Annotated in this window: 22 protein-coding genes; 7 read left to right on the top strand and 15 right to left on the bottom strand. The window is 63.9% G+C overall.

The features are described from left to right. Nucleotides 1-28: 28 nt before the first annotated feature. From OCL97_RS10355 to OCL97_RS10315, 9 genes are all read right to left on the bottom strand, one after another. Nucleotides 29-976, bottom strand: a complete 948-nt coding sequence (locus tag OCL97_RS10355) for a nucleotidyl transferase AbiEii/AbiGii toxin family protein (RefSeq protein WP_377369913.1) — start codon at nucleotides 974-976, stop codon at nucleotides 29-31. A 2-nt stretch (nucleotides 977-978) separates the two neighbouring features. Further along, nucleotides 979-1,563 (bottom strand): hypothetical protein, encoded by a 585-nt coding sequence (locus OCL97_RS10350; RefSeq protein ID WP_377369911.1) that lies wholly within the window; start codon nucleotides 1,561-1,563, stop codon nucleotides 979-981. 542 nt (nucleotides 1,564-2,105) lie between these two features. Further along, on the bottom strand, nucleotides 2,106-2,288 hold the full coding sequence (locus OCL97_RS10345; RefSeq protein ID WP_377369909.1) for a hypothetical protein: 183 nt from the start codon (nucleotides 2,286-2,288) through the stop codon (nucleotides 2,106-2,108). A 25-nt stretch (nucleotides 2,289-2,313) separates the two neighbouring features. Next, a complete protein-coding gene (locus tag OCL97_RS10340; protein ID WP_377369907.1) occupies nucleotides 2,314-3,039 on the bottom strand; it encodes a GIY-YIG nuclease family protein in 726 nt (241 codons plus the stop codon). Beyond that, nucleotides 3,036-4,178, bottom strand: a complete 1,143-nt coding sequence (locus tag OCL97_RS10335) for a DNA cytosine methyltransferase (RefSeq protein WP_377369905.1) — start codon at nucleotides 4,176-4,178, stop codon at nucleotides 3,036-3,038. The genes OCL97_RS10340 and OCL97_RS10335 overlap by 4 nt, the downstream gene beginning before the upstream one ends. Then, nucleotides 4,171-4,383 carry a hypothetical protein gene (locus OCL97_RS10330; RefSeq protein WP_377369903.1) on the bottom strand — a complete coding sequence of 71 codons (213 nt, stop codon included), beginning with the start codon at nucleotides 4,381-4,383 and terminating at the stop codon, nucleotides 4,171-4,173. The genes OCL97_RS10335 and OCL97_RS10330 overlap by 8 nt, the downstream gene beginning before the upstream one ends. Before the next feature lie 54 nt (nucleotides 4,384-4,437). After that, nucleotides 4,438-4,782, bottom strand: a complete 345-nt coding sequence (locus OCL97_RS10325) for a hypothetical protein (RefSeq protein WP_377369901.1) — start codon at nucleotides 4,780-4,782, stop codon at nucleotides 4,438-4,440. 68 nt (nucleotides 4,783-4,850) lie between these two features. Further along, the gene (locus OCL97_RS10320) at nucleotides 4,851-5,714 is read right to left on the bottom strand and encodes an ImmA/IrrE family metallo-endopeptidase (RefSeq protein ID WP_377369899.1); all 864 of its coding nucleotides are present in this window, start codon (nucleotides 5,712-5,714) and stop codon (nucleotides 4,851-4,853) included. After that, nucleotides 5,707-6,093: a helix-turn-helix domain-containing protein gene (locus tag OCL97_RS10315; RefSeq protein WP_377369897.1), complete on the bottom strand. Its 387-nt coding sequence runs from the start codon at nucleotides 6,091-6,093 to the stop codon at nucleotides 5,707-5,709. The genes OCL97_RS10320 and OCL97_RS10315 overlap by 8 nt, the downstream gene beginning before the upstream one ends. A gap of 179 nt (nucleotides 6,094-6,272) precedes the next feature. Between OCL97_RS10315 and OCL97_RS10310 the strand changes: the two genes are divergently transcribed. From OCL97_RS10310 to OCL97_RS10295, 4 genes are all read left to right on the top strand, one after another. Beyond that, nucleotides 6,273-6,728: a multiubiquitin domain-containing protein gene (locus OCL97_RS10310; protein WP_377369895.1), complete on the top strand. Its 456-nt coding sequence runs from the start codon at nucleotides 6,273-6,275 to the stop codon at nucleotides 6,726-6,728. Further along, nucleotides 6,703-7,887, top strand: coding sequence for a ThiF family adenylyltransferase (locus OCL97_RS10305; RefSeq protein ID WP_377369893.1), 1,185 nt, complete (start codon nucleotides 6,703-6,705; stop codon nucleotides 7,885-7,887). Before OCL97_RS10310 ends, OCL97_RS10305 begins: the two co-directional genes overlap by 26 nt. Next, nucleotides 7,884-8,300 carry a DUF6527 family protein gene (locus OCL97_RS10300; protein WP_377369891.1) on the top strand — a complete coding sequence of 139 codons (417 nt, stop codon included), beginning with the start codon at nucleotides 7,884-7,886 and terminating at the stop codon, nucleotides 8,298-8,300. The genes OCL97_RS10305 and OCL97_RS10300 overlap by 4 nt, the downstream gene beginning before the upstream one ends. Nucleotides 8,301-8,996: 696 nt before the next feature. Further along, on the top strand, nucleotides 8,997-9,503 hold the full coding sequence (locus OCL97_RS10295) for a hypothetical protein (protein WP_377369889.1): 507 nt from the start codon (nucleotides 8,997-8,999) through the stop codon (nucleotides 9,501-9,503). On the opposite strand, the gene OCL97_RS10290 is transcribed toward OCL97_RS10295, so the two are convergent. Beyond that, complete coding sequence (locus OCL97_RS10290) at nucleotides 9,490-10,092, bottom strand: ferric reductase-like transmembrane domain-containing protein (protein ID WP_377369887.1); 603 nt, start codon at nucleotides 10,090-10,092, stop codon at nucleotides 9,490-9,492. The two genes, OCL97_RS10295 and OCL97_RS10290, sit on opposite strands and share 14 nt — an antisense overlap. Nucleotides 10,093-10,199: 107 nt before the next feature. Here OCL97_RS10290 and OCL97_RS10285 point away from each other — a divergent pair, with 107 nt between their 5' ends. After that, a complete protein-coding gene (locus tag OCL97_RS10285) occupies nucleotides 10,200-12,341 on the top strand; it encodes a TonB-dependent receptor (protein ID WP_377369885.1) in 2,142 nt (713 codons plus the stop codon). Between the two features lie 1,289 nt (nucleotides 12,342-13,630). Here OCL97_RS10285 and OCL97_RS10280 read toward each other — a convergent pair. After that, on the bottom strand, nucleotides 13,631-14,266 hold the full coding sequence (locus OCL97_RS10280) for a hypothetical protein (RefSeq protein WP_377369884.1): 636 nt from the start codon (nucleotides 14,264-14,266) through the stop codon (nucleotides 13,631-13,633). A 37-nt stretch (nucleotides 14,267-14,303) separates the two neighbouring features. After that, on the bottom strand, nucleotides 14,304-14,897 hold the full coding sequence (locus OCL97_RS10275) for a hypothetical protein (protein ID WP_377369882.1): 594 nt from the start codon (nucleotides 14,895-14,897) through the stop codon (nucleotides 14,304-14,306). 127 nt (nucleotides 14,898-15,024) lie between these two features. Here OCL97_RS10275 and copC point away from each other — a divergent pair, with 127 nt between their 5' ends. Together copC and copD are read left to right on the top strand one after the other, a co-directional pair. Beyond that, on the top strand, nucleotides 15,025-15,396 hold the full coding sequence (copC, locus tag OCL97_RS10270; RefSeq protein WP_377369880.1) for a copper homeostasis periplasmic binding protein CopC: 372 nt from the start codon (nucleotides 15,025-15,027) through the stop codon (nucleotides 15,394-15,396). Nucleotide 15,397: 1 nt separating this feature from the next. After that, nucleotides 15,398-16,327: a copper homeostasis membrane protein CopD gene (gene copD, locus OCL97_RS10265; RefSeq protein WP_377369878.1), complete on the top strand. Its 930-nt coding sequence runs from the start codon at nucleotides 15,398-15,400 to the stop codon at nucleotides 16,325-16,327. 199 nt (nucleotides 16,328-16,526) lie between these two features. On the opposite strand, the gene OCL97_RS10260 is transcribed toward copD, so the two are convergent. The 3 genes from OCL97_RS10260 to OCL97_RS10250 form a co-directional block, all read right to left on the bottom strand. Then, nucleotides 16,527-16,913, bottom strand: a complete 387-nt coding sequence (locus tag OCL97_RS10260) for a DUF305 domain-containing protein (protein WP_377369876.1) — start codon at nucleotides 16,911-16,913, stop codon at nucleotides 16,527-16,529. Nucleotides 16,914-17,105: 192 nt separating this feature from the next. After that, nucleotides 17,106-17,582 carry a DUF1775 domain-containing protein gene (locus tag OCL97_RS10255; protein WP_377370025.1) on the bottom strand — a complete coding sequence of 159 codons (477 nt, stop codon included), beginning with the start codon at nucleotides 17,580-17,582 and terminating at the stop codon, nucleotides 17,106-17,108. A gap of 5 nt (nucleotides 17,583-17,587) precedes the next feature. After that, a complete protein-coding gene (locus tag OCL97_RS10250) occupies nucleotides 17,588-18,427 on the bottom strand; it encodes a copper resistance protein B (protein WP_377369874.1) in 840 nt (279 codons plus the stop codon). Nucleotides 18,428-18,574: the final 147 nt, after the last annotated feature.

Genomic DNA, 18,574 nt, shown 5'->3' with positions numbered 1-18,574 from the left:
GGCGGATCGAGGCGGTCGAAAGTCGATGCTAAAGTTTAGGCGCCCATATGGCGATCTCGGCCAGGATGTCGTCAAAGGCCGGCTGGCCGCGGAAATAGAGCGCGCTTGAGGCGGCATAGGCCTTCTGCAGCGTGGCGCGGGTCTCGGCGTCACTGAGCACGAAAGCCTCGTTTTCGGCGATGACCGCATTATCGACCTTCGGAAACCGCTTGGCCTTGTGGTCGAGATAGCCCTGCGTGCCGACAAACGCCTGCACGGTCAGATCCTGGAGCAGGGAATAGACGTCGTAGTAGTGGCGCATGAAGTTGGGCGGGAACGCGCCGGTCTCCTGCTGCTGGCGGAATTTGGTGGAGATCGCCTGCAGCTTTTCGACCAGCGTATGGCCGGGGTGGTAGCAGGCGACGCCCAGGGCGCGGTTGTCGAGGATCTCGACCTGGCTAGCGGCGAAGTCATAGGCCCACGAGCTGATATCGCGGGCTTCGTTGGGCGCGACATCGTCGAAGCCGACTTCCAGCAGCACGCCGTCTTTCAGGCCTTCGACCGATCCATTGATGCTGGCGTAGGTCAGGCGAATGCCGGCGCTGCGATACTGGCGAGCGTCGTCAAACGCCGAGTCGCGCTCGACTGAGGTGATGCCGTCGATGACGATTGTCTGCGCCAGCCGATCGTAGAAATCCTTGCGGCTTTGGACATGGGCCGGCTTGTCGTGGTTGCGACCAATCATCACCGGCGGATCGGACGGTGGCTCGATGCGGATGTCGATGTCTTCTGAGAAACGACTGATCAGTCCGTAGCCCTTGGATAGCGATGTGCCGCCCTTCAGCTCGAAGGTCAGGCCCAGCTGCTGCAGGCCGTAAAGGCTCTGCATGATCCAATAGTCCTTCTCGACCAGCGCCGGCGCGATGCCTTGGGCCTCGGCGACGATCCGGATCAGATCGGCAAACTGACGATGGTTGTGCAGGAAATCACGCGGCATCCTTAAGTTCCGACCTCGGCCAGAGCGCGAGCGAAGAACTTCTTGGCACGTTCGGAGCCGTAGGACTGGGCGGCCTTTTTTATGCGCGCCCGGTCACTGGCAGCCAGGCGAGCCTTGACGCGCTCAAGCACGTCTTCGGCGCTCTCGCCCAGCTGATCGACGTTGTTGACCAGGTCGACCATCAGAAACTCAGGCGTGAGCTTCTTCGGGAAGGCCGGCTTCATCCGAAAATCGTACGTGCGGCCGCCGAGCGCGAATTTGCCGTGGCGCTTGTGGTTATAGACCACGGTCTTGTTGTGCAGCTGGGTCGTGCCGACCCCAAGCGCATTGTACGCGTTGGGGGAGGCCAGCAGGAACGGACCGCCCTTAAGGAAGGTCGACACCAGCGTGTCGTCCTCAGGCGGCGCCATCCCAAACACGGTCTGTTTGGGCGCGTAGTAGAGGCCGCCGGCCAGCTTCGTCAGCACGCCGGCCTGCACCGCTTCCTTGAGGTGGCGATCGACCGCCGTCGACCATTGGGCCAAATCTGCCCGGCGATAGGTCTGCCCCGGGCGGAGCTTGGCCTTGAACTGGTCGAACTTGCTCATGGGTTCTATCTAGGCCTCCGCAGTCATTTTGCAAGGAATGTCATTAAGAATCCATGCAAAATGCGGTCGTCAAGCAGTTGGCAGCAAGGGGAGGGGGCGACTTGGCGCCTTGGGGCGTATGGCGTCTAATGTCCACATGATCCAATCGACCACTCGTCTTAGCCGGGGCGCGCTCCTGCGGCGCCCTCGGCCCCTATGGATCTACGGCGTGGTTGTCCTGACCGGCGTCGTCCTGTTGGGTTTGGGCCTGCTGATCCTCAAGACCTAGGACGCGCTGGGGAAAGCCTTCCCCTGCGGCCGAGCCTTAGGTCTCGGCCGACCCCTTCTGCGGGGACACCCCGCAACGCCCCGGATAAGGAGAGCGACCGGCGGGCGTGCTCGGTCCCGCCCCGTTCCGCGGCTCCTACGGGTCCGCCCCTGGCGGGCGCCTTCGGGCGCCGCCGGCCGCTCGACGGCGCGTCCCGCCGTGGCCTGCGGCCAGGCTCCTTGCAGCCTTCTTTCGAGTGGCGCCGGTGTGCCGGCGCAGGGCCTATCAGCAAGCCTTAGCCGTCGCCCCAATTTTTCAGCACGCCCTTCAGCACGGGTTCGCCCAGCAGATTGACCCATGCCGATCGCTCAAGGTCCCAGCTGACCGCGATCAGCTGCGCGCCGCCCTCGAACTTGAACCAGCCGCGGATGACGCGGCCGTCCTTGGGCGCGGTCTCAGCAGGATAGGGCGCGATCATCGTTCAGCGCGCCGGATTTCCGCAACTAGACCTCTTCACCTTCGGCCTCCACGGCGACCGATGCGGCGCCGCCGAGGGCTTCGTAGCGTCGCGCGGAGAGCCACTGCAGCCGCTTGGCCTGCGTCAGCAGGACCCGGCGCAACCCGCCCTGAACTTTGCGCTCGGAAATCACCTGGGCGAGCCGGGAGAGGATCAGTGCGCGGCGGGCGATGCGGAAGTCGGGGTGGGATCGCAGCTCGAAGACGCGGTCGGAGACGATGCGGGCCCGAAAGGACGGCGGCGCCTCGACGGCCAAGTCGCCGGGCGGAGGGTCCTTTTCGTTGAGGATCGCCTTGAATTGCGAGCCCTGGACCGCGCGTTCGGTGATTAGCCGCTCGAGCGCGTCCAGATGCTGGCGGGCGGCCAGGTCGGCGCGGTTGGAGTCCTGGAACTGGGGCAGGGGCCAGACCTCGATCTCGAACACCTCGAAAGGATCGAGGACCGACATGGCCACGGCGTCGGTGCGCTGGTTGGTCAGGTGGCGGCGGATGCGCGTGCGCAGCCGCTCATTGGTCTGGCCGACATAGATCGGCTCGCCGTCGTAGTCGAAGAAGGCGTAGACGCCCCATTTGTAGTTGCCCACGAAGGGGCGGGTTCCGGCGGGATCGTCGAAGGGGCAATCGAGGAAGCGGCTGAGGTTCTGGCGCAGATCCTCGGTCTCGAACGGTGGAATGTTGACCGCGTCGGGGTGGCGCCTGAAGAGCTCGGTCACGCGACCGCTCGCGCCTCGGCCGCCTCCGCCAGAAGTGGTTCGAACACGTGCTTGGCCAGGTGGCGCACGACATCGACCACCACGCCGTCGCCGGTCAGGTGGTAGGCCTCGTTGTAGTTCTTCGGCAGTTTGTAATCGTCGGGCAGGCCCATCAGCCGAGCGGTCTCGCGGGCCGAGACCAGGCGAGAACGGATCTTCTTGCCGTCGACGACCAGGATCACCTGCCGGCTTGAGCCGCCGCCGGGGGTCCGGAGGCAGCCGGAGACGTCGTCGAACCTCACCTCAGCCCGCTGCACCTTTACGCCACGCTCATTGAGCCGGGTGCGGTTGTAGACGCCGCCAACCATGCGGCGGCCGGCGCGCACGGCCGCGGCGACCTTGGCCTTGTTGACGGGGGACATCTTGGCCAGCAGGCGCTCGGTCTCGGCGGGCGTATGCCAGGAGACGCTCGTGGGGTGCTCCTCGATCTCGTCGGCCAAGGTGCGCACCCGGTGCCCGGGCGTGGGCACGTTCCACCAGAGCATGTTGGCGCGCACGGCCTTGGGCAGGGCGTCGACCGCACGGCGGATAGCCCGGGTGTGGAAGGGTTCGAGGGGCTCGGGCGACAGGAGGGCCGGGTCGATCGCCACGTCCTCGCGCACGCCTATGACGAAGAGGCGCGGGCGGGATTGGGGCACGAAGAGGTCGGCGTTGATCACCAGAGCGCCGCAGCGGTAACCGACGTCGGCGAAGGTCCGGCAGATTGCCTCGAAATCCTGGCCGCCGTGGGAGGTGAGGGTCCCGCAGACATTCTCCAAGGCGATCAGCCTTGGCGCTCGGCCTTCGGCCTTGAGCGCGCGGACCACGTCCCAGAAGGGATAGAATGTGCCGGACCGCTCACCCTTCAGTCCGGCGCCGACGCCGGCGAGCGACAGGTCCTGGCACGGGAACGAGCCCCACATGAGGTCGGCGATGCCTGGCAGATCGGCCGGCGTCACCGCGCGAATGTCAGCCACCTTCAACTCGGCCGCGCCGAAGTTGGCCTGGTAGATGAGGCCCTTTTTGAAGTCGAAATCGTTGGCGAACAGGCAGGTCCAGTCGGGGCCGAGGCCTGTTCGGGCCATGCCGCCGCCGGCGAAGAACTCGTAGAACTCAGCCATGGGCGCGACGCTCGGGGCTTTGCACAGCGGCCTGGGGTCCGCGGGCCAGCTTCTCCTGCACGGCCTCGGCGATCCACGTGTTGCGCGAGACGTTGCCCGGCCGCGCGGCGCAGGCGGCGTCAATCTCAGCGAAGGTCTCGGCGGCCAGCCGCAGATTGATGCGGTCGAGGCTGCGGACGGTGGCGTTTTTCGAATCGAAATCCATGGAGCCACGTTGGAGCCTGCGTGGCGCCACGTCGAGCGTTGTTTCTTGTTTTGTTCACGAGGGGCAGGCAGGCTTGGCGGCGGTCCAGGTTTCCTCAAGTAAGATGGACCGTCCGACGGAGATCACCCGCTTCTTGCGGGCCTCCTCGACTAGAGTTCGCCGATCGCGACTGACCTTCTTCCGTGTGCCGGCGGCGTCCAGGTCTTCGCCGTCATCGCCGGTCGCGCTGATTCCGAACCGGTTGATGCATTCCGAGCCGATTTGAAGATGGGCGTCGGTGAAACGGTTCCTGATTTCGAACTGGTAACGGATATCAGGATGATCGCAGAGTTCGCAGTCGGCGTCGGGCGCTTCGAGATCGTGGAAGCCGCCTTCATAGCGCCATTCCTTCAGCGCCACCGCGAGATCGGACTTCTCCGGCTCAGAGGGAGGATGTTCCGTGCCGCTCGCTGGGCCCAGGACATGCTCTAGGGCCTGCGTTTCGACTTGCCAGGCCAGGGCAGGTTTCCGTCGAGTTCGCGCAAGCCTTGAGTCTCTTCTTCCCACTGGCGCCGATCAACCGTTTGGGGCCGAAGATCTTCTTCATCAAACCAGAGCAGCGTGAGCGTTTGATCCCATTGGCTGAAGTGTCGGGCGTCCTCGTAGAGCGAGCCGTCCCTGTCCCAGTCCTCGAACCACTGGTCGGGCTCAGCTTCCTCGGGCCCCGTCGGCACGGCCCCCTCCCGAAGGCGCGCGCTCAGTGAGTCCGTCGGCAACGCGGTCCCAGCCTTGACCCAGGCTCTGGCGTCACGAAGGGATGTCGAGCGTGCGCAGTACCGGACTCTACCGCCTTCCGAGAGAACGAACCCGCACAGTTCGCGGGAGAAGGTGGCGAAGCGCGATGCGGTCGAAATCAGAGAGGCGTCAAACTCGTCGGCGAGCTCGCCGATCGCTTTGAGCCCCATGTCGGAGGCGTCCACCCGCGGCTTGAACAGCTTGTAGGGCAGCAGCAACTCGGCGGCGAACACATCACACGCGATCTCGCCGGGCGGCCGGCGCGCGAAGCTCCAGCTCGGCGCCGAGTGGTCGGCGGTGATTTCCAGCACGACGTGGGCCACTTCGTGGCAGACGCTGAACCGTTGGCGTCGACCGTTCTGCGCGCAGTTCACGCAGATGCGGTACTTGCCCGTAGGCAGTTTCACCGACCACGCGTCCTCATTCTCTCCCAGCACCTCGGCCTTCACGACGCCGCCTATCTTGGCGGCGTAGGAGTCTACCGAGACCGGGAGCGCGGACGGTCCGCATTGCGCGATGAAGTCTCGCGCCTTCATGGCGACGGCTAGCTCATCCATCGTCTTCCTCTTGCATGAAGCGGCGGATGCGGGCGAGCGACGTCGCGTAGTCGGGGCGCGCGCCTCGGTTCACCACCGTCGTGAGCATGTGGAATTCTTCTGGCGTGACGCTTTCGTCCTCGCGCGCGAAGTCGGCTAGGCCAACATCAACGCTCGGGTGGCTGGCCAGAAAACGAAGTATTTCGACGTTGCGGCTCGAGGGTGTCAGCGCCTCAATCAGCTTGGTGATCACGTCCACTGACGGCGACTCTTTTGCGCCGGTCTCCAGGCGGTAGACATAGGCGTGATCAACTTCGCCACGCTGCGAAACATCCCTCAGGCTGAGGCTGCGATCATCGCGCAGCCCCTTCAACCATCGCCCTAGCGCGGACTCCGGCATCCGCCCTCCTTGACAAGCATCATCTTCATCCTCATATGTTGTCTGGACGGACAACACGCCCTGTTCTGCACCTAGGTCAGCAGGGCGTTTTTCAGGCCCTCGTTGTTGTCTGTCCGGACACCAAGTTGGCACCCGGCGGGCCGAAACGCAAGCGCCGCGAAAGCGGGGAAGGAAGTACAATGTCTGTCAATGTCGCGGCGCACCTGGTGCGAATCCATATCGATCGGGAGGCCCTCGAGTCCCCGAACCCCACCACCGGCGAAGCCTTCTACGCACTGGCCAATATCCCAGGCCACCGGGAGCTGTTCAAGGAAGTCGGCGGCGACAAGGAGGACGAACTGGTCCCCCGCGACGCCAAGAAGCTGCACCTGAAGGAGGACGAGCACTTCTACAGCCAGAAGGCGGTGACCATCCTGGTGAACGGCGAACCCAACGAAGTCGTCGAGACCCGCATCTCGTTCGACCAGGTGGTGAAGCTGGCCTACCCGGTCCCGCCCAGCGGCACGCTGATCGAGTTCACGGTCACCTACCGCAACGGCCCCCCGGCGAACCCGAAGGGCACGCTCACCGACGGCCACTCGGTCAAGATCAAAAACAAGATGATCTTCGATGTCACGCCGACCGATCGCTCGTAGTCCGGCGCTCCGGCAACTGCGCGACGAGGGCTTCGATATCGAAGTCCTCGTCGGCTATCTCGTCGTCCACAACGTGCCGTACGTGAACGAGCAGCGCGAGGTGAAGCGCGGCGTCCTATTTGCCGCGCTTCGTCTCAACAATGACGTCGCGCTCGAACCCGAGGACCATCAGTGCAAATGGGCCGGCGATATGCCCTGCCAGGTGAACGGCGCGACGATGCAATCGCTCGGGCCAAGCTCGACACCGATGACAATCGCCGGGCACGAAGTGAAGTGGAACTTCTCTCACAAGCCAGCCCTGACCGGCCGCTACACGGACTTCTACGACAAGATGACGAAGTACGTGGAGAAGATCTCGGGGCCGGCGCAGGCCGCTCAGCCGGGCATCACGGCGATCAACCACAAACCTCGGGCACCCGACCCGGAAGATAGCGTGTTCCTCTACGAGGACACGGCCAGCAGCAGGGCGGACATCGTGGCGATCAACGACAAGCTGAAGCCGCTCAAGGTCGGCATCGTAGGTCTGGGCGGAACCGGGTCCTACGTGCTGGACTACATCGCTAAGAGCCCTGCGCAGGAAATCCATCTGTTCGACGGCGACGGCCTCGAACAGCACAACGTGTTCCGCGCACCCGGCGCGGTGTCCGGCGAGGAGCTCGATGAGGAACTGACCAAGGTGGTGTTCCACGCTCGGACCTATGGCAAGATGCGGCGCGGAATCTTCACGCACCCCTACGCCATGACGCCCGACAAGCTGCACGATCTGGAAGGCCTGGACTTCGTGTTCCTCTGCATGGAGGGGAAGGGGAAGCGGCCCATCGTCGAAAAACTGGAAGCTCTCGGAATCCCGTTCATCGATGTCGGGATGGGCATCACGATCCACGGTGAGAGTCTCCGCGGCCAATTGCGGACGACCACCAGCACACCGGCAAAGCGTAACCACGTCTACGAGAAGAACCGCATCGCGTTCACGACGACGGACGAGATCAACGAGTACGACAAGAACATCCAGGTCGTGGAGCTGAACGCGCTGAACGCAGCGCTTGCGGTGATCAAGTTCAAGAAGCTGTTCGGCTTCTACGACGACGATGCCCACGAGCACTTCAGCGTCTTCGTGGTCGCCGGCGCCGAGACAATCAACGAGGACGGCGACGAATGAAGCGGCCCTTCAAAATCCGCCATGAGTTCGTCGAGTTCATCCCGAAGGAACGGGAGGACGGTGTTCTCTACGTCTCGATCGCTTACGCGACCGCGGTTCACAACTGCTTCTGCGGCTGTCGAACGAAAGTGGTGACGCCTATCAGTCCCGTTGGTTGGCAACTCACTTATGACGGTGAGGCCGTCACCCTATGGCCCTCGGTCGGTAACTGGGCTTTCCCATGCCGATCCCACTATTTGATCAAGCGAGACACCGTCGTTTGGGCCGGCGACATGTCGGAGGACGAGATCGCCTGGGGCCGCGCGCGCGACAAGGCTGCGCGCGCAACGCATTTCCATGGCCGGCCCGGCGCAGTGCCCGAATTGGAAGTGCAGACCGGCACGCCGCAACGGAAGAAGGGACTGTGGACTTGAGCTTAGCGGTGGGCGCTAACAAGCGCGGCCGCGATCCCCATCTAAAAATTCAGGCAGAGGCGGTTTGCGAGTAGCCTTGGCATGGCGCCCCTCCACCGGGACCTCTTATCGGAAGCGGTGCCGATTTTGGATGATGTCAAAGTCTGGATTGCGCCGCGCTCCGAATGACCGCAACTGGCGCATCTCAGCCGTGGCGAGTGAACCCCAGGAAGGGGCCTGCCCCGCCGAACTTTGGTTCAGGCGCTGGCGCCGCGGGGCAGGGAGCGCGCGGCGCTAGCTGTCGGAACGGCAGTGCCTTCGGCCTAAGTCACTCTGGCCGCTCGCAACGTGCGATGGCGTATACTGGCTAAATAAAGAGCGGCTTGGTCGAAGATGCTATTGTTGTGGCCGCTGGCTGCGCAGTGGTCTCCAGGGTGTAAGCTAGGCATCAAGGAGGGCGGTGGTGCCGCACTGAGCCCTTTTTATGTCGACGTCGAATGTATCAAAGTTGCATAAAGGCGATATAAATCAATTAGTTAGTTTTTGCGCATAATAAGCATTATCGGAAATACCAAGTGGCCTTGCGCCCGCAAGGAACACTCCGCCACTTTCCCCTATAGCGTACCTCCTAGCGACGGCGGAGCCCGTGGTGTGGGCCTGGGTGCTAATGCAGTTGCAACGCATTTGCGAAAAGGCCAGTGTTTGAACACCGCTACTGTGAAGCCCTATGCCAAGGAAATCGTCGATATGCTGGTCCGATATGCAGTGCTGGCGGCCACCGCCGCCCTCATGGCCACCCAACCCGCGCTCTCCCAACCGCAGCGCGCCGCCTCGCCCGCACCGGCGCGTGCGCCGGCCCGGCTCAATCCAAATACCGCTACCGACGCGCAACTCCGGGCGGTGCCGGGCGTGCCTGCGGCGATGGTCGCGACTATCGCTAGGAGCCGCCCCTTCGCCACCATGCGCGAGTTCCATGCGAGGGTTGGTACGGGCTTGAACGATACCCAGCGTCAGGCGCTCTATTCGGCGGTTTTCGTCCCGATCAACCTCAACGCAACCACGCGTGAAGAGATCATGCTGATCCCGGGCATGACGACGCGCATGGCCCATGAATTCGAAGAGTATCGGCCCTACGCTGACATGAACCAGTTCAACAAGGAGATCGGCAAGTACGTCCCTCCGGCCGAGGTCGCGCGCCTGGCGAGCTACGTCACGGTTCGCTGACCACCCGCTCCAGTCCCGCCGCGTCGCGGCGGGACGCTCTCCGCCGCGAGAGCCAGACGCGCACGGCGATGACCACGGCCAGTACTGCAGCGTGGACCAGTGCGGCCGTCGGGTTGAACGCCGTGAGCACCCAGTGCGCGAACGTGAGCAATGCGCCCAGGTAGACAGTTCGGTGCAGGCGACCCCACGCGGCTCCGAGCCGGCGGACGGAGGCGTCATTGCTCGTGAGCGCCAAGGCGCCGAAGATCGCGAGCGTTACCCATCCAGCTCCCAGCTCGGGCTGTGCGGCTTCTGAGAGCACGGAGCCCCATTCGCCCTTGCGAGCGACGTAGGCCACCGTATGCAACACTGCATATACGAAAGTGGCGACGCCGAAGTCTCGCCTCCGCTGCATCAGCCAAGACGTCCAGCGCGCCCGCTGAAACAGAAGCCGGATCGGTGTCACAGCCAAAGTCGCGATCAGTAGGCGCGCCGAGGTGTCTCCCGTCGCGTGGATGTACTCGCCGTAGCTGGCGTGGCCCTTCAGGTAGGCGTAGGTCGCCCACGCGCCCGGCGCGGACAGAAGCAGCCAAAGCGCCAGCCTGAACATGAACGGGTTCCCGGAAATCCGGCTGTTGCGACTATCTCTCATTGCCAAGTTCTCGCCACCCTCCTAGGAATGCCTCGCAATCGCATTCTATAGACTAGAGGCTTACCGTGAACGTGCGTCTTAACGCCACCGCTATCGCTCTCGCGCCGCTGATCTTGGCCGCCTGCGCGTCAGCCGCGTCCGCCAGCGAAACTGCCACCGCCCAAGAGCTGAGCGGCGTCACGGTGACCGGGCCGAAGGACGAAACCTATCGTGCGGAACGCATCTCCACCGCCACCCGCACCGATACACCGCTCCTCAATGTCCCCCAGGCCGTGACAGTGGTGACCGATGAGTTGATACGTGACCAGTCCATGCGGAGTATGGCCGATGTCATGCGCTACGTTCCGGGGGTGAGCATGGGGCAGGGCGAGGGTCACCGCGACGCGCCGACTCTTCGCGGCAACTCCACCACGGCGGACTTCTTCGTCGACGGCGTGCGCGACGACGTCCAGTACTTCCGCGACCTCTACAACGTCGAGCGGATCGAGGTCCTGAAGGGGCCAAACGCCATGATCTTCGGGCGCGGCGGCGGCGGTGGTGTGATCAACCGAGTGATCAAGAAAGCCGACTGGTCCGATACCAGTGGGCTGACGGCCGAGGTCGGATCCTGGAATCACCGCCGCCTCACCGTGGACGCCGCGCGCCCCGTCAGCGACGCCTTCGCTGTCCGCCTCGTCGGCGCGTACGAGCGCTCGGACAGCTACCGCGACTTCGCCAACGTGCAGCGCTGGGGCGTGACCCCCTCTATAGCGTGGCGCAATGGCGACGACCTGACGGTTTCGCTCTCGTATGAGCACTTCGAGGACGACCGGACCACCGACCGCGGCGTCCCCTCCTTCGCAGGCGGCCCCTCTCCGGCGCGGCGCAGCGCCTTCTTCGGCGATCCGGAGCGGAGCTACGCCACGACCAAAGTCGACCTCCTAAACCTCGCCGGGGAGTACAAGCTGTCCGACAGCCTGATGATCCGCAACCGAACCGTCTTCGGTGAGTACGACAAGTTCTACGCCAACATCTTCCCCAGCGGCGCCGCCGTCGTCGGCGCGACCGGCGCCCCCGCAACCTACCCGCTACAGGCCTACCTGAACTTCAGCCCGCGGGAGAACCTGTTCAACCAGACCGATATTGTCTGGACAACGCAGGTCGGTGGGATGCGCCACACAATCCTGGCGGGCGCGGAGTTCGGCCGGCAGAAGTCCGAGAACCTGCGCCGCACGGGTCGCTTCAACACCGTGACGGGCCCAATGACTCTGAGCGGCGTTTCGTTCACCTCTCCAACGGTGCGGGGCCTACCGATCTCTTTCTCCACGACAGGCAGCGACGCGGATAACCGGATCGAGGCCACGGTCGCTGCGGGCTATGTCCAGGACCAGATCGACCTGACGCAGCAGTTGCAGCTCGTTGCCGGTCTCCGCTTCGATAGTTTCGACGTCGACTTCTTCGACGAGCGTGCGAGCACCATCGGCCGCCGCGATTTTACCCGCCAGGACGGCCTATGGTCCCCGCGTCTCGGCCTGGTCTTCAAGCCGGTCGAGCCAGTGTCGCTCTACGCCAGTTACAGCGTCTCGTCCCTGCCAAGCTCAGGCGACCAGTTCTCGTCGCTGAGCGCCACCACTGAGACGCTGAAGCCGGAGAAGTTCGAGAACTTGGAGGTGGGCATAAAATGGCAGGCGACCCCTGGACTGGTCTTCACTGCCGCGCTTTATCGTCTCGATCGCGAGAACACGACGGCGCCGGATCCTTCCCGCCCTGGCCAGGTGGTGCTCACGGGCGCGCAGAGGAGCAAGGGCTTCGAAGCGGGCCTTGCGGGTCGCGTAATCCGCCGCTGGGAAATCTCAAGCGGCTACGCCTGGCAGGACGCCAAGATCACCAGTACCACCTCCGCCGCACCGGCCGGGCGCGAGGTCCCGCTGGTCCCTGAACACACCTTCTCGCTGTGGAACAAGTACGAGCTGACGCCGATGTTCAGCGTTGGCCTCGGCGTCGTGCACCAAACCAAAATGTACGCCTCCATCTCGAACACGGTGACTCTGCCGGGGTTCACCCGTGTGGACGCTGCCGTGTATGCGCAGCTCACTGACAAGGTGCGCGCGCAGGTGAACCTCGAGAACGCCTTCGACAAGCGCTATTTCCCGACGAGCCACGGGGACAACAATATCCTGCCGGGATCGTCTCGAGCGGTCAGGGTGTCTCTCAGCACGACCTTCTGAGTTTTAGATGTTGGCCTCTCGGCCCTAGACGCCCGCTAGTCGCACTCATCGCAAAGGACTCTCTCGAATCGGGCCGACAAGCGGAGCGGTCGCGGCAGCGCGTCAACGTCAGTGGCTAACCACCACGAAACGGCGGTGCGGCGAAACAGAGGGCTGCGCCCAAAACGGTCAGGCGGTGTAGATCAACGCCTGATGTGGACTCGTTACGGCCAGTAGGGTGCGCGCTCGCCAACTCAACCTTCCAGACCGTAGAAATCCGGAAGTTCTGACTACGTCCTCATGGGCTGGATTGTAGTAGATCAGGTAGATTTTCCGCCCACCCTCTCCATACCAACCTTGCAGGTTCTCAAGAACCTTCTCCAGCACCGGCTCCCCGAAGGGGTTGTCCAGGAATAGCACTAGGTCTGACGGCGGGAACTCAAACTGGGTAGCGTCTGCGCATAGCGACGTGACCTTAGGGCACTGCGGCAGGTTCGTCGCCGTTACCGACGCGACGTTTTGAACGGACTGCTCATGGAGCGTGCGCGAGAACTCCACACCGATCACTTCCTTGAATAGGAAGAGCGACGCCAAGCAAACTACGCGTCCTTTTCCCGATCCAAGGTCGATGAACACGAACTCTGAAGGATCGATGGGAAGGGCGCGTAGGAGAAGGCGCAGCGACTCCCCTGGAGTGGGTGCGTACTCGACACCGAACTGAGCATTAGCTCCACTTGCCGCGAGTTGCTCGGCTGAAACACTTCTCCGAAGTGTTCGAACCGAGCAGTCGATCGAATGCGGCATCGCGTGGTGCGACCACGGTCCGGTAAACAATGGCGCGAACAACTCGACGGCCCAAAGCGAGCGGTCGCTGTACGGAGTAGCTGGCTCCACGCGCCCAGGGTCGACTCCGTGTGCATGGCGGCTCCGCACTGCTGTCTTGGGGTCTACGCGCGGCGAGCGGTCGTCCCCTCGCCTGCCGCCTAACCGTCGGCCTCCGATCGGCATGGGAGGTGCTCATGAACGGCCTCTCGCTTGACGCTGCGCAGGCCGCCCCAACGTTGCAATGCGAAGGCATCACCTGCAGGAACATGAGCGGTTATCCGATCTGTGGACCGCGCAGCTTTGTGGCTGGCTGGCTCGCCTGCGCCTCGAGCTCAAGGCAAACAATGTCGGGACACGATGCATCAGCCAGGCGGACAGCGCCGTGAAATCGTTCGCTATCCCGACCGACGAGCAGATTGTGATCGCCCCGGGGCGAGCGTTCCGCTGGCCGGCCAGCGAGCTTGACCTGCGCGGGGTCGAGGCCTTCACACGATGAAGACCGGGGCAAAGCCCCCGCCCGGGGTTCGGAAGTTGGTGGTTTGACCTTGGTATACCCGCGCGGCGCAGAGAAGCAGTGAGCCCTTGTAGGTGTAGAGACGAACGTCCAGCTTCAGCGCCTGCACCTCCCCATCCACCTTGATCCGTCGCTCAGTCGGCATGGCAAGCTCTTGAGCGATATACTCGCCCTGCTTCACCTCCGCCCACACCCGATGGGTGATCTTGTCGCCGCGATACACCGCCTTGCCGCCATGACCGCCCGCCGGTTTGAAGAAGAGACCTTTGCGTTCTCCCCATAAGGCGCCGGCGTTTTCCGCGGTGAGCAATTGAGTGCGTGGGACCGCGGCCAAGTGCCCGGCGGTGCGGGCGCCCAGAATTTCCGCGGCGGCCGGATCCGACAACAGGCTCAAGTTTCGCTTGTCTGCGAAGAGCGCGTGATTGCGGGGGTTGGGCGTCAGCACAACCGCGTCGGCAAGATAGGCTTGGCGCAGCTCTTCATGCCCCTCTGCCCCAAGGGAGAAATCGACCAAGCGATTGTAAACCAGATCAACCGTCTCGCCACGGCATCGCAGGCGCCCGTCGGCCAAGCTGAGTTCGCCGGGATCGGCGATCAACGCACGCAAGCCTTGTCGCTCAAAAAACCGCTGCGCGAGAAGAAACTCAGGAAAAAGGTACTGGTCCTCGGGACGGTCGTCGACGATGGCAGACAGTCTGCAGCGGCGTGGCCGGGCGCTGGCTCTCCCATTCGCCAATGAACATGCGCCAGACTGCAGGTTCGAACTCATCCAGTTGCGCCGAACGCTTCGCCACCCGGGCTTCCTCGCAGCAAGCCATCTGGGCTCGGGCCAAGAAGACGTTGAGGAAAGCGCCGCCCGCGTTGGTGTTGACTTCGATGAGCTTGGGTCCGCCGGCGCCCAGGTGGAAATCATAGCCCATGAAGGCGCCACGGGGTCCGAAGTCCCGATGCGCGATCTCGGGCGCCCAAGCCAGGACGGCGGCCTGATACGCGGGCGTCGCTGCGGCAGACTCGATCGCCCCGGCAACATCGAGCATGGCCTCAAGGTCACCCCGCGCCAGGAAAACTGGCGACCGAGCGAAGAGATGTGGGTGCGTCGTTATAAGCCTTGAGGCCAGGTCCTCATCCGGCGTCTCCGCGCGGATCGCGGCGCGCAGGCCATCGCTGTCCAGGGTGATGCAAAAGCACTCCCTGTTCAGGACCCGGTCGCGACGCTCATGGGCTTCGTTTCGCTGCATCAATGCTCATACCATGGACCAGGTCGGCGACCGGCCGTTCATCCCTGGTGCAGGCGAACCCGGCTAGTTTGAGGGTTAAGCAGTCTGCGGTGCGTAGACTTCAACGACACCTCGTCGGGAGACCCACATGAAAAACCGCCTGTTCAACCTTGCTGCCCTCGCCGGCGTGAGCGCCCTCCTCGCCACCAGCCCGGCCTGGGCTCACGCCCATCTGGCGAGCTCGAACCCCGCGGCCAACGCCACCGTCGCGGCGGCCCCGAAGGCCATCACCCTGACCTTCAGCGAAAAGCTGGTGCCGGCCTTCTCGAAATTCGAGATCACCATGCCCGAGCATGGCGGCATGAAGGTCGCGGTGAAGACCACCCTCTCGACCGATGGCAAGAGCATCATCGGCACACCCGAGGCGGCCCTGGCCAAAGGCGCCTACAAGATCGTCTGGTCCGCGGCCTCGGCCGACGGCCACAAGATGAACGGCGAAGTGGCCTTCAAGGTCGGCTGAAATGCTTGAGACTGCGCTCGTCGCTCTCAGGCTGTTGCAGTATGCGGGAGCGATGGTCCTCATGGGATCGTCGCTCTTCTTCGTTTACGCCCTCCCGCCCTCCGGCGATGGGTCGGCGGTGCAGGCCCGGTGGGCGCGCCCGCTTTTGCTCGGCGCCGGATTGCTGTTGGCCGTTGCGGCGGTCCTCGGGATCGGCGCTCAGTCCAGCCTCTTGGCCGGTTCTGTCAGCGAAGGCCTGAAGGCCGAGACGCTGACGGCGGTGGTGTCCAGCATGAACCTCGGCAAGGCGGCCGTTGTGCGGGCGGCGGCGGCGCTCCTGGCAGTGATTGGTCTACTGGCTTTGAAGCCCGGCCGCTTGACCTGGATCGTTGTCGTCGTCCTGGGCGCAATCGCCACGGCGAGCCTCGCCTGGATGGGGCACGGCGCGGCCACCGAAGGCCCGCTGGGGCGGCTGCACCTGGCGAGCGACGTGCTGCACGCGCTCGCCGCAGCCGTCTGGATCGGCGCCCTGGCGGGCTTCTTCGGACTGCTGGCGGCCCCGTCGTCGGACCCTACCGCACGCCAGGCCTTACACCGCGCTCTGCACGGATTTTCTGGGATCGGCTCGGCGCTAGTCGCCGTGCTGGTCCTCACGGGCCTGATCAACAGCTGGGTCCTGGTGGGCCCCGCGCATCTGGCAGGTCTTTGGACTACGCCCTATGGGGGGCTGCTCAGTCTGAAGCTGATCCTGTTCGTCGCCATGCTGGGCTTGGCCGCCGCCAACCGCTTTCGGCACACCCCTGCACTCGGACGCATGCTGGCCGCCGATGCGTCCCCGGAACTGGCGTTGTGCACGCTGCGGCGGAGCGTGGTCCTGGAGACGGTGCTGAGCCTTGCGGTGCTCGCCCTGGTCGCCGGGTTTGGGACCTTGCCGCCCCCTGCCGCTATGTGAACGTTCCTAGATGTGGCGGGCGCGAACGCCAGGCCATTTTCTACGAAGGCTTAAGGGGTAGGCTCTAGGATGCAGTGGTTGGTGGCCTATAGCTCAATGGCAGAGCAAACCGCAGATTACGGTTAGACGCAGGTTCGACTCCTAGCTAGGCCTACCACCCGCCTTGGGCTCCCTCGTAAGGGCTAGGCTTGTCGCCGTGCTAGCGAACGTCTGGTGCATTCAGCCGAGCGCGCATCCAGTCGATTTCGGTCTGCTGACCTTTGATGATCTCGCCGCAGAGCCGCCGAATCTCGGGATCCCTCAGGTCGGCCTTGCGGCACATGAGGATCGCGCCGGAGTGGTGCGGGATCATCGAACGAAGAAATTCCTGATCGCCGATGCCGGCCTGCTGGCGGATGAAGAGGAACGAGCCCGCCAGGACCACCGCTGCGGTCGCCAGCAGAACGGCATTCCAGCGCTTTTGCGGGTACATCGAGCCCATCAACAGGAGTTCGATGATGAGCATCGGCGAGGTCATCAAGGCCGCCATGTAGGCCTGGTTGAGGTTCGGCAGGGCGTAGGCGAACCGATCGACCATGGCGTACATCAGCCCGTACATGGCGGCGAAATGAAGCGCTGCCATCAGCAGCAGCCGTCCGTAGGGTTGTCCGCCCCCCCGCGGCGTGATGTTCGGTCATTTTCCGAATTCGTCCCTTCAGCGCAGCGAAGCTATCTCCATCTGCGGTCAGCCGATGGATCACGGGCTGTAGTCCGTGTCACCGGCCGCCAGGCCCGGCGGCTATTCCACCAGTTTGGTGACGGGCGCAGGCCGCCTTGAGCCGGGCTCCTCCATCCAATCGGCATGGGTCCCGTCCGCAAACATTTGGCGGACCTTCCATTGCACCCGCTCGCCTGACAAAGGGCTCCTTGCAACTAGCGCGAGTTGGCGTGCCAGCCCCGGCGCGATGTTCAGAGACAATCGGACGGACACGATGCGGCCTTGTGAACGCGCCACCGCGTGTTCTGCTGCTGGAGCCTCGATCGATAGGACATCGACCCCAGCCGGAAGCTCAAGCTCGACTGCTGTGGTCGCACTCGCACCTTCAGCCGGGACGTTGAAGGAATACGTGTCCTGCGACGCCCTGCGGACCTCCTTGGGCGATACGGTGACGTGTGCGTGAGCGAAAGATGTAACGGCCGACAAGCCCGCCGCCGCCAGTATTGACACAATTTTCACCCGAACCTCCACTGATGCGGGGAGCGCCCGCGTGGACATGCTTGCTAGAACCATGTGCGCAAGCCCACGAGGAAGGTGGCGCTCTCTACGTCTTCTCCAGACGCGCGCAGGAGTGTCGCCGTTCCTCCCAAACCTCGCTCGTAAGACACACCAATGTAGGGAGCAAATTCCCGACGAATTTCGTAGCGGAGGCGAAGCCCGAGTTCGGCGTGTGTGATGCCGGAGCCGGTGTTGAGGTCTGGAATATTTTGCGCCGAAAACCTGAGTTCTGCCTGAGGCTGAAGCACCAACCTCTGCGTTAGCCGCAGATCGTAAGTTCCCTCAACTCGCGCAATCAGTTCGCCTCGATCTGACATAAAGGCCGCAGCCTCGAGGTCGAACCAATATGGCAGTTGGCTCTCAAGGCCCACCGTTGCGTACGTTCGGGCTCTCTTCGGTGCAAAGTCGTGCCGTACTCCGACCTGGAAGTCTGTATAGCGGGCTACAGCCCGCGAGTAGAGACCCTGAACCTCAGCAAGCTCGACTCCATCTAGTCCAGAACCCTCACCTTCAGACTTGAAGACGAACCTGTTGATGTCGCCCCCGTACCAACCTTCGACATCCCATCGATAGCCGCCGCCGGGGGGTTTAGACTGGTACTCCGCCAGGTTGAACATCAGCTTCGAGATCCGCACCGCCCCATGCTCGTCTCTTAAAGTGGAACGAGCCCGCGACATGGATGCCGTCCCGAACACCTGGTCCGCCAAATTGTCGCCAATTACGGCGGGCGCCGGCGCATTGCCGATCGGCAGGTCGGCGCCGGTCCGGCCGCCTGCCGCTGTCCCCATCACATGCCCGGCGTGGGGGTCGGCGGGCGCGGCGGGCGCGGCGGGCATGCCGGGCATGACATGTCCCGCATGAGGATCCGCCGGAGCGTGGGGGGACGGCATCTGATGGCCCGCATGTGGATCGGCGGGGGCAGCAGGCTGCGCCGGCATCACGCGGCCCGCATACGGGGGCCCGGCCGGGGGGGCCGGGAGAGCGTGCGGGTG

Origin of the sequence: Phenylobacterium ferrooxidans (genome assembly GCF_042714595.1) — a bacterium.
In the GTDB taxonomy this organism is placed as follows: domain Bacteria; phylum Pseudomonadota; class Alphaproteobacteria; order Caulobacterales; family Caulobacteraceae; genus Phenylobacterium; species Phenylobacterium ferrooxidans.
This window is presented reverse-complemented; position numbering and strand designations above follow the sequence as displayed.

What these genes read in the sequence shown, in the direction of transcription:
- OCL97_RS10345 (WP_377369909.1), bottom strand. Translation starts at nt 2,288, where the DNA reads ATGATCGCGCCCTATCCTGCTGAGACCGCGCCCAAGGACGGCCGCGTC.
- OCL97_RS10255 (WP_377370025.1), bottom strand. Translation starts at nt 17,582, where the DNA reads ATGTCCACGCGGGCGCTCCCCGCATCAGTGGAGGTTCGGGTGAAAATT.
- OCL97_RS10350 (WP_377369911.1), bottom strand. Translation starts at nt 1,563, where the DNA reads ATGAGCAAGTTCGACCAGTTCAAGGCCAAGCTCCGCCCGGGGCAGACC.
- OCL97_RS10335 (WP_377369905.1), bottom strand. Translation starts at nt 4,178, where the DNA reads ATGGCTGAGTTCTACGAGTTCTTCGCCGGCGGCGGCATGGCCCGAACA.
- OCL97_RS10320 (WP_377369899.1), bottom strand. Translation starts at nt 5,714, where the DNA reads ATGGATGAGCTAGCCGTCGCCATGAAGGCGCGAGACTTCATCGCGCAA.
- OCL97_RS10315 (WP_377369897.1), bottom strand. Translation starts at nt 6,093, where the DNA reads ATGCCGGAGTCCGCGCTAGGGCGATGGTTGAAGGGGCTGCGCGATGAT.
- OCL97_RS10290 (WP_377369887.1), bottom strand. Translation starts at nt 10,092, where the DNA reads ATGTTCAGGCTGGCGCTTTGGCTGCTTCTGTCCGCGCCGGGCGCGTGG.
- OCL97_RS10310 (WP_377369895.1), top strand. Translation starts at nt 6,273, where the DNA reads ATGTCTGTCAATGTCGCGGCGCACCTGGTGCGAATCCATATCGATCGG.
- copD (WP_377369878.1), top strand. Translation starts at nt 15,398, where the DNA reads ATGCTTGAGACTGCGCTCGTCGCTCTCAGGCTGTTGCAGTATGCGGGA.
- OCL97_RS10355 (WP_377369913.1), bottom strand. Translation starts at nt 976, where the DNA reads ATGCCGCGTGATTTCCTGCACAACCATCGTCAGTTTGCCGATCTGATC.
- OCL97_RS10330 (WP_377369903.1), bottom strand. Translation starts at nt 4,383, where the DNA reads ATGGATTTCGATTCGAAAAACGCCACCGTCCGCAGCCTCGACCGCATC.
- OCL97_RS10260 (WP_377369876.1), bottom strand. Translation starts at nt 16,913, where the DNA reads ATGTACGCCATGGTCGATCGGTTCGCCTACGCCCTGCCGAACCTCAAC.
- OCL97_RS10250 (WP_377369874.1), bottom strand. Translation starts at nt 18,427, where the DNA reads ATGCCCGGCATGCCCGCCGCGCCCGCCGCGCCCGCCGACCCCCACGCC.
- OCL97_RS10300 (WP_377369891.1), top strand. Translation starts at nt 7,884, where the DNA reads ATGAAGCGGCCCTTCAAAATCCGCCATGAGTTCGTCGAGTTCATCCCG.
- copC (WP_377369880.1), top strand. Translation starts at nt 15,025, where the DNA reads ATGAAAAACCGCCTGTTCAACCTTGCTGCCCTCGCCGGCGTGAGCGCC.
- OCL97_RS10275 (WP_377369882.1), bottom strand. Translation starts at nt 14,897, where the DNA reads ATGCAGCGAAACGAAGCCCATGAGCGTCGCGACCGGGTCCTGAACAGG.
- OCL97_RS10305 (WP_377369893.1), top strand. Translation starts at nt 6,703, where the DNA reads ATGTCACGCCGACCGATCGCTCGTAGTCCGGCGCTCCGGCAACTGCGC.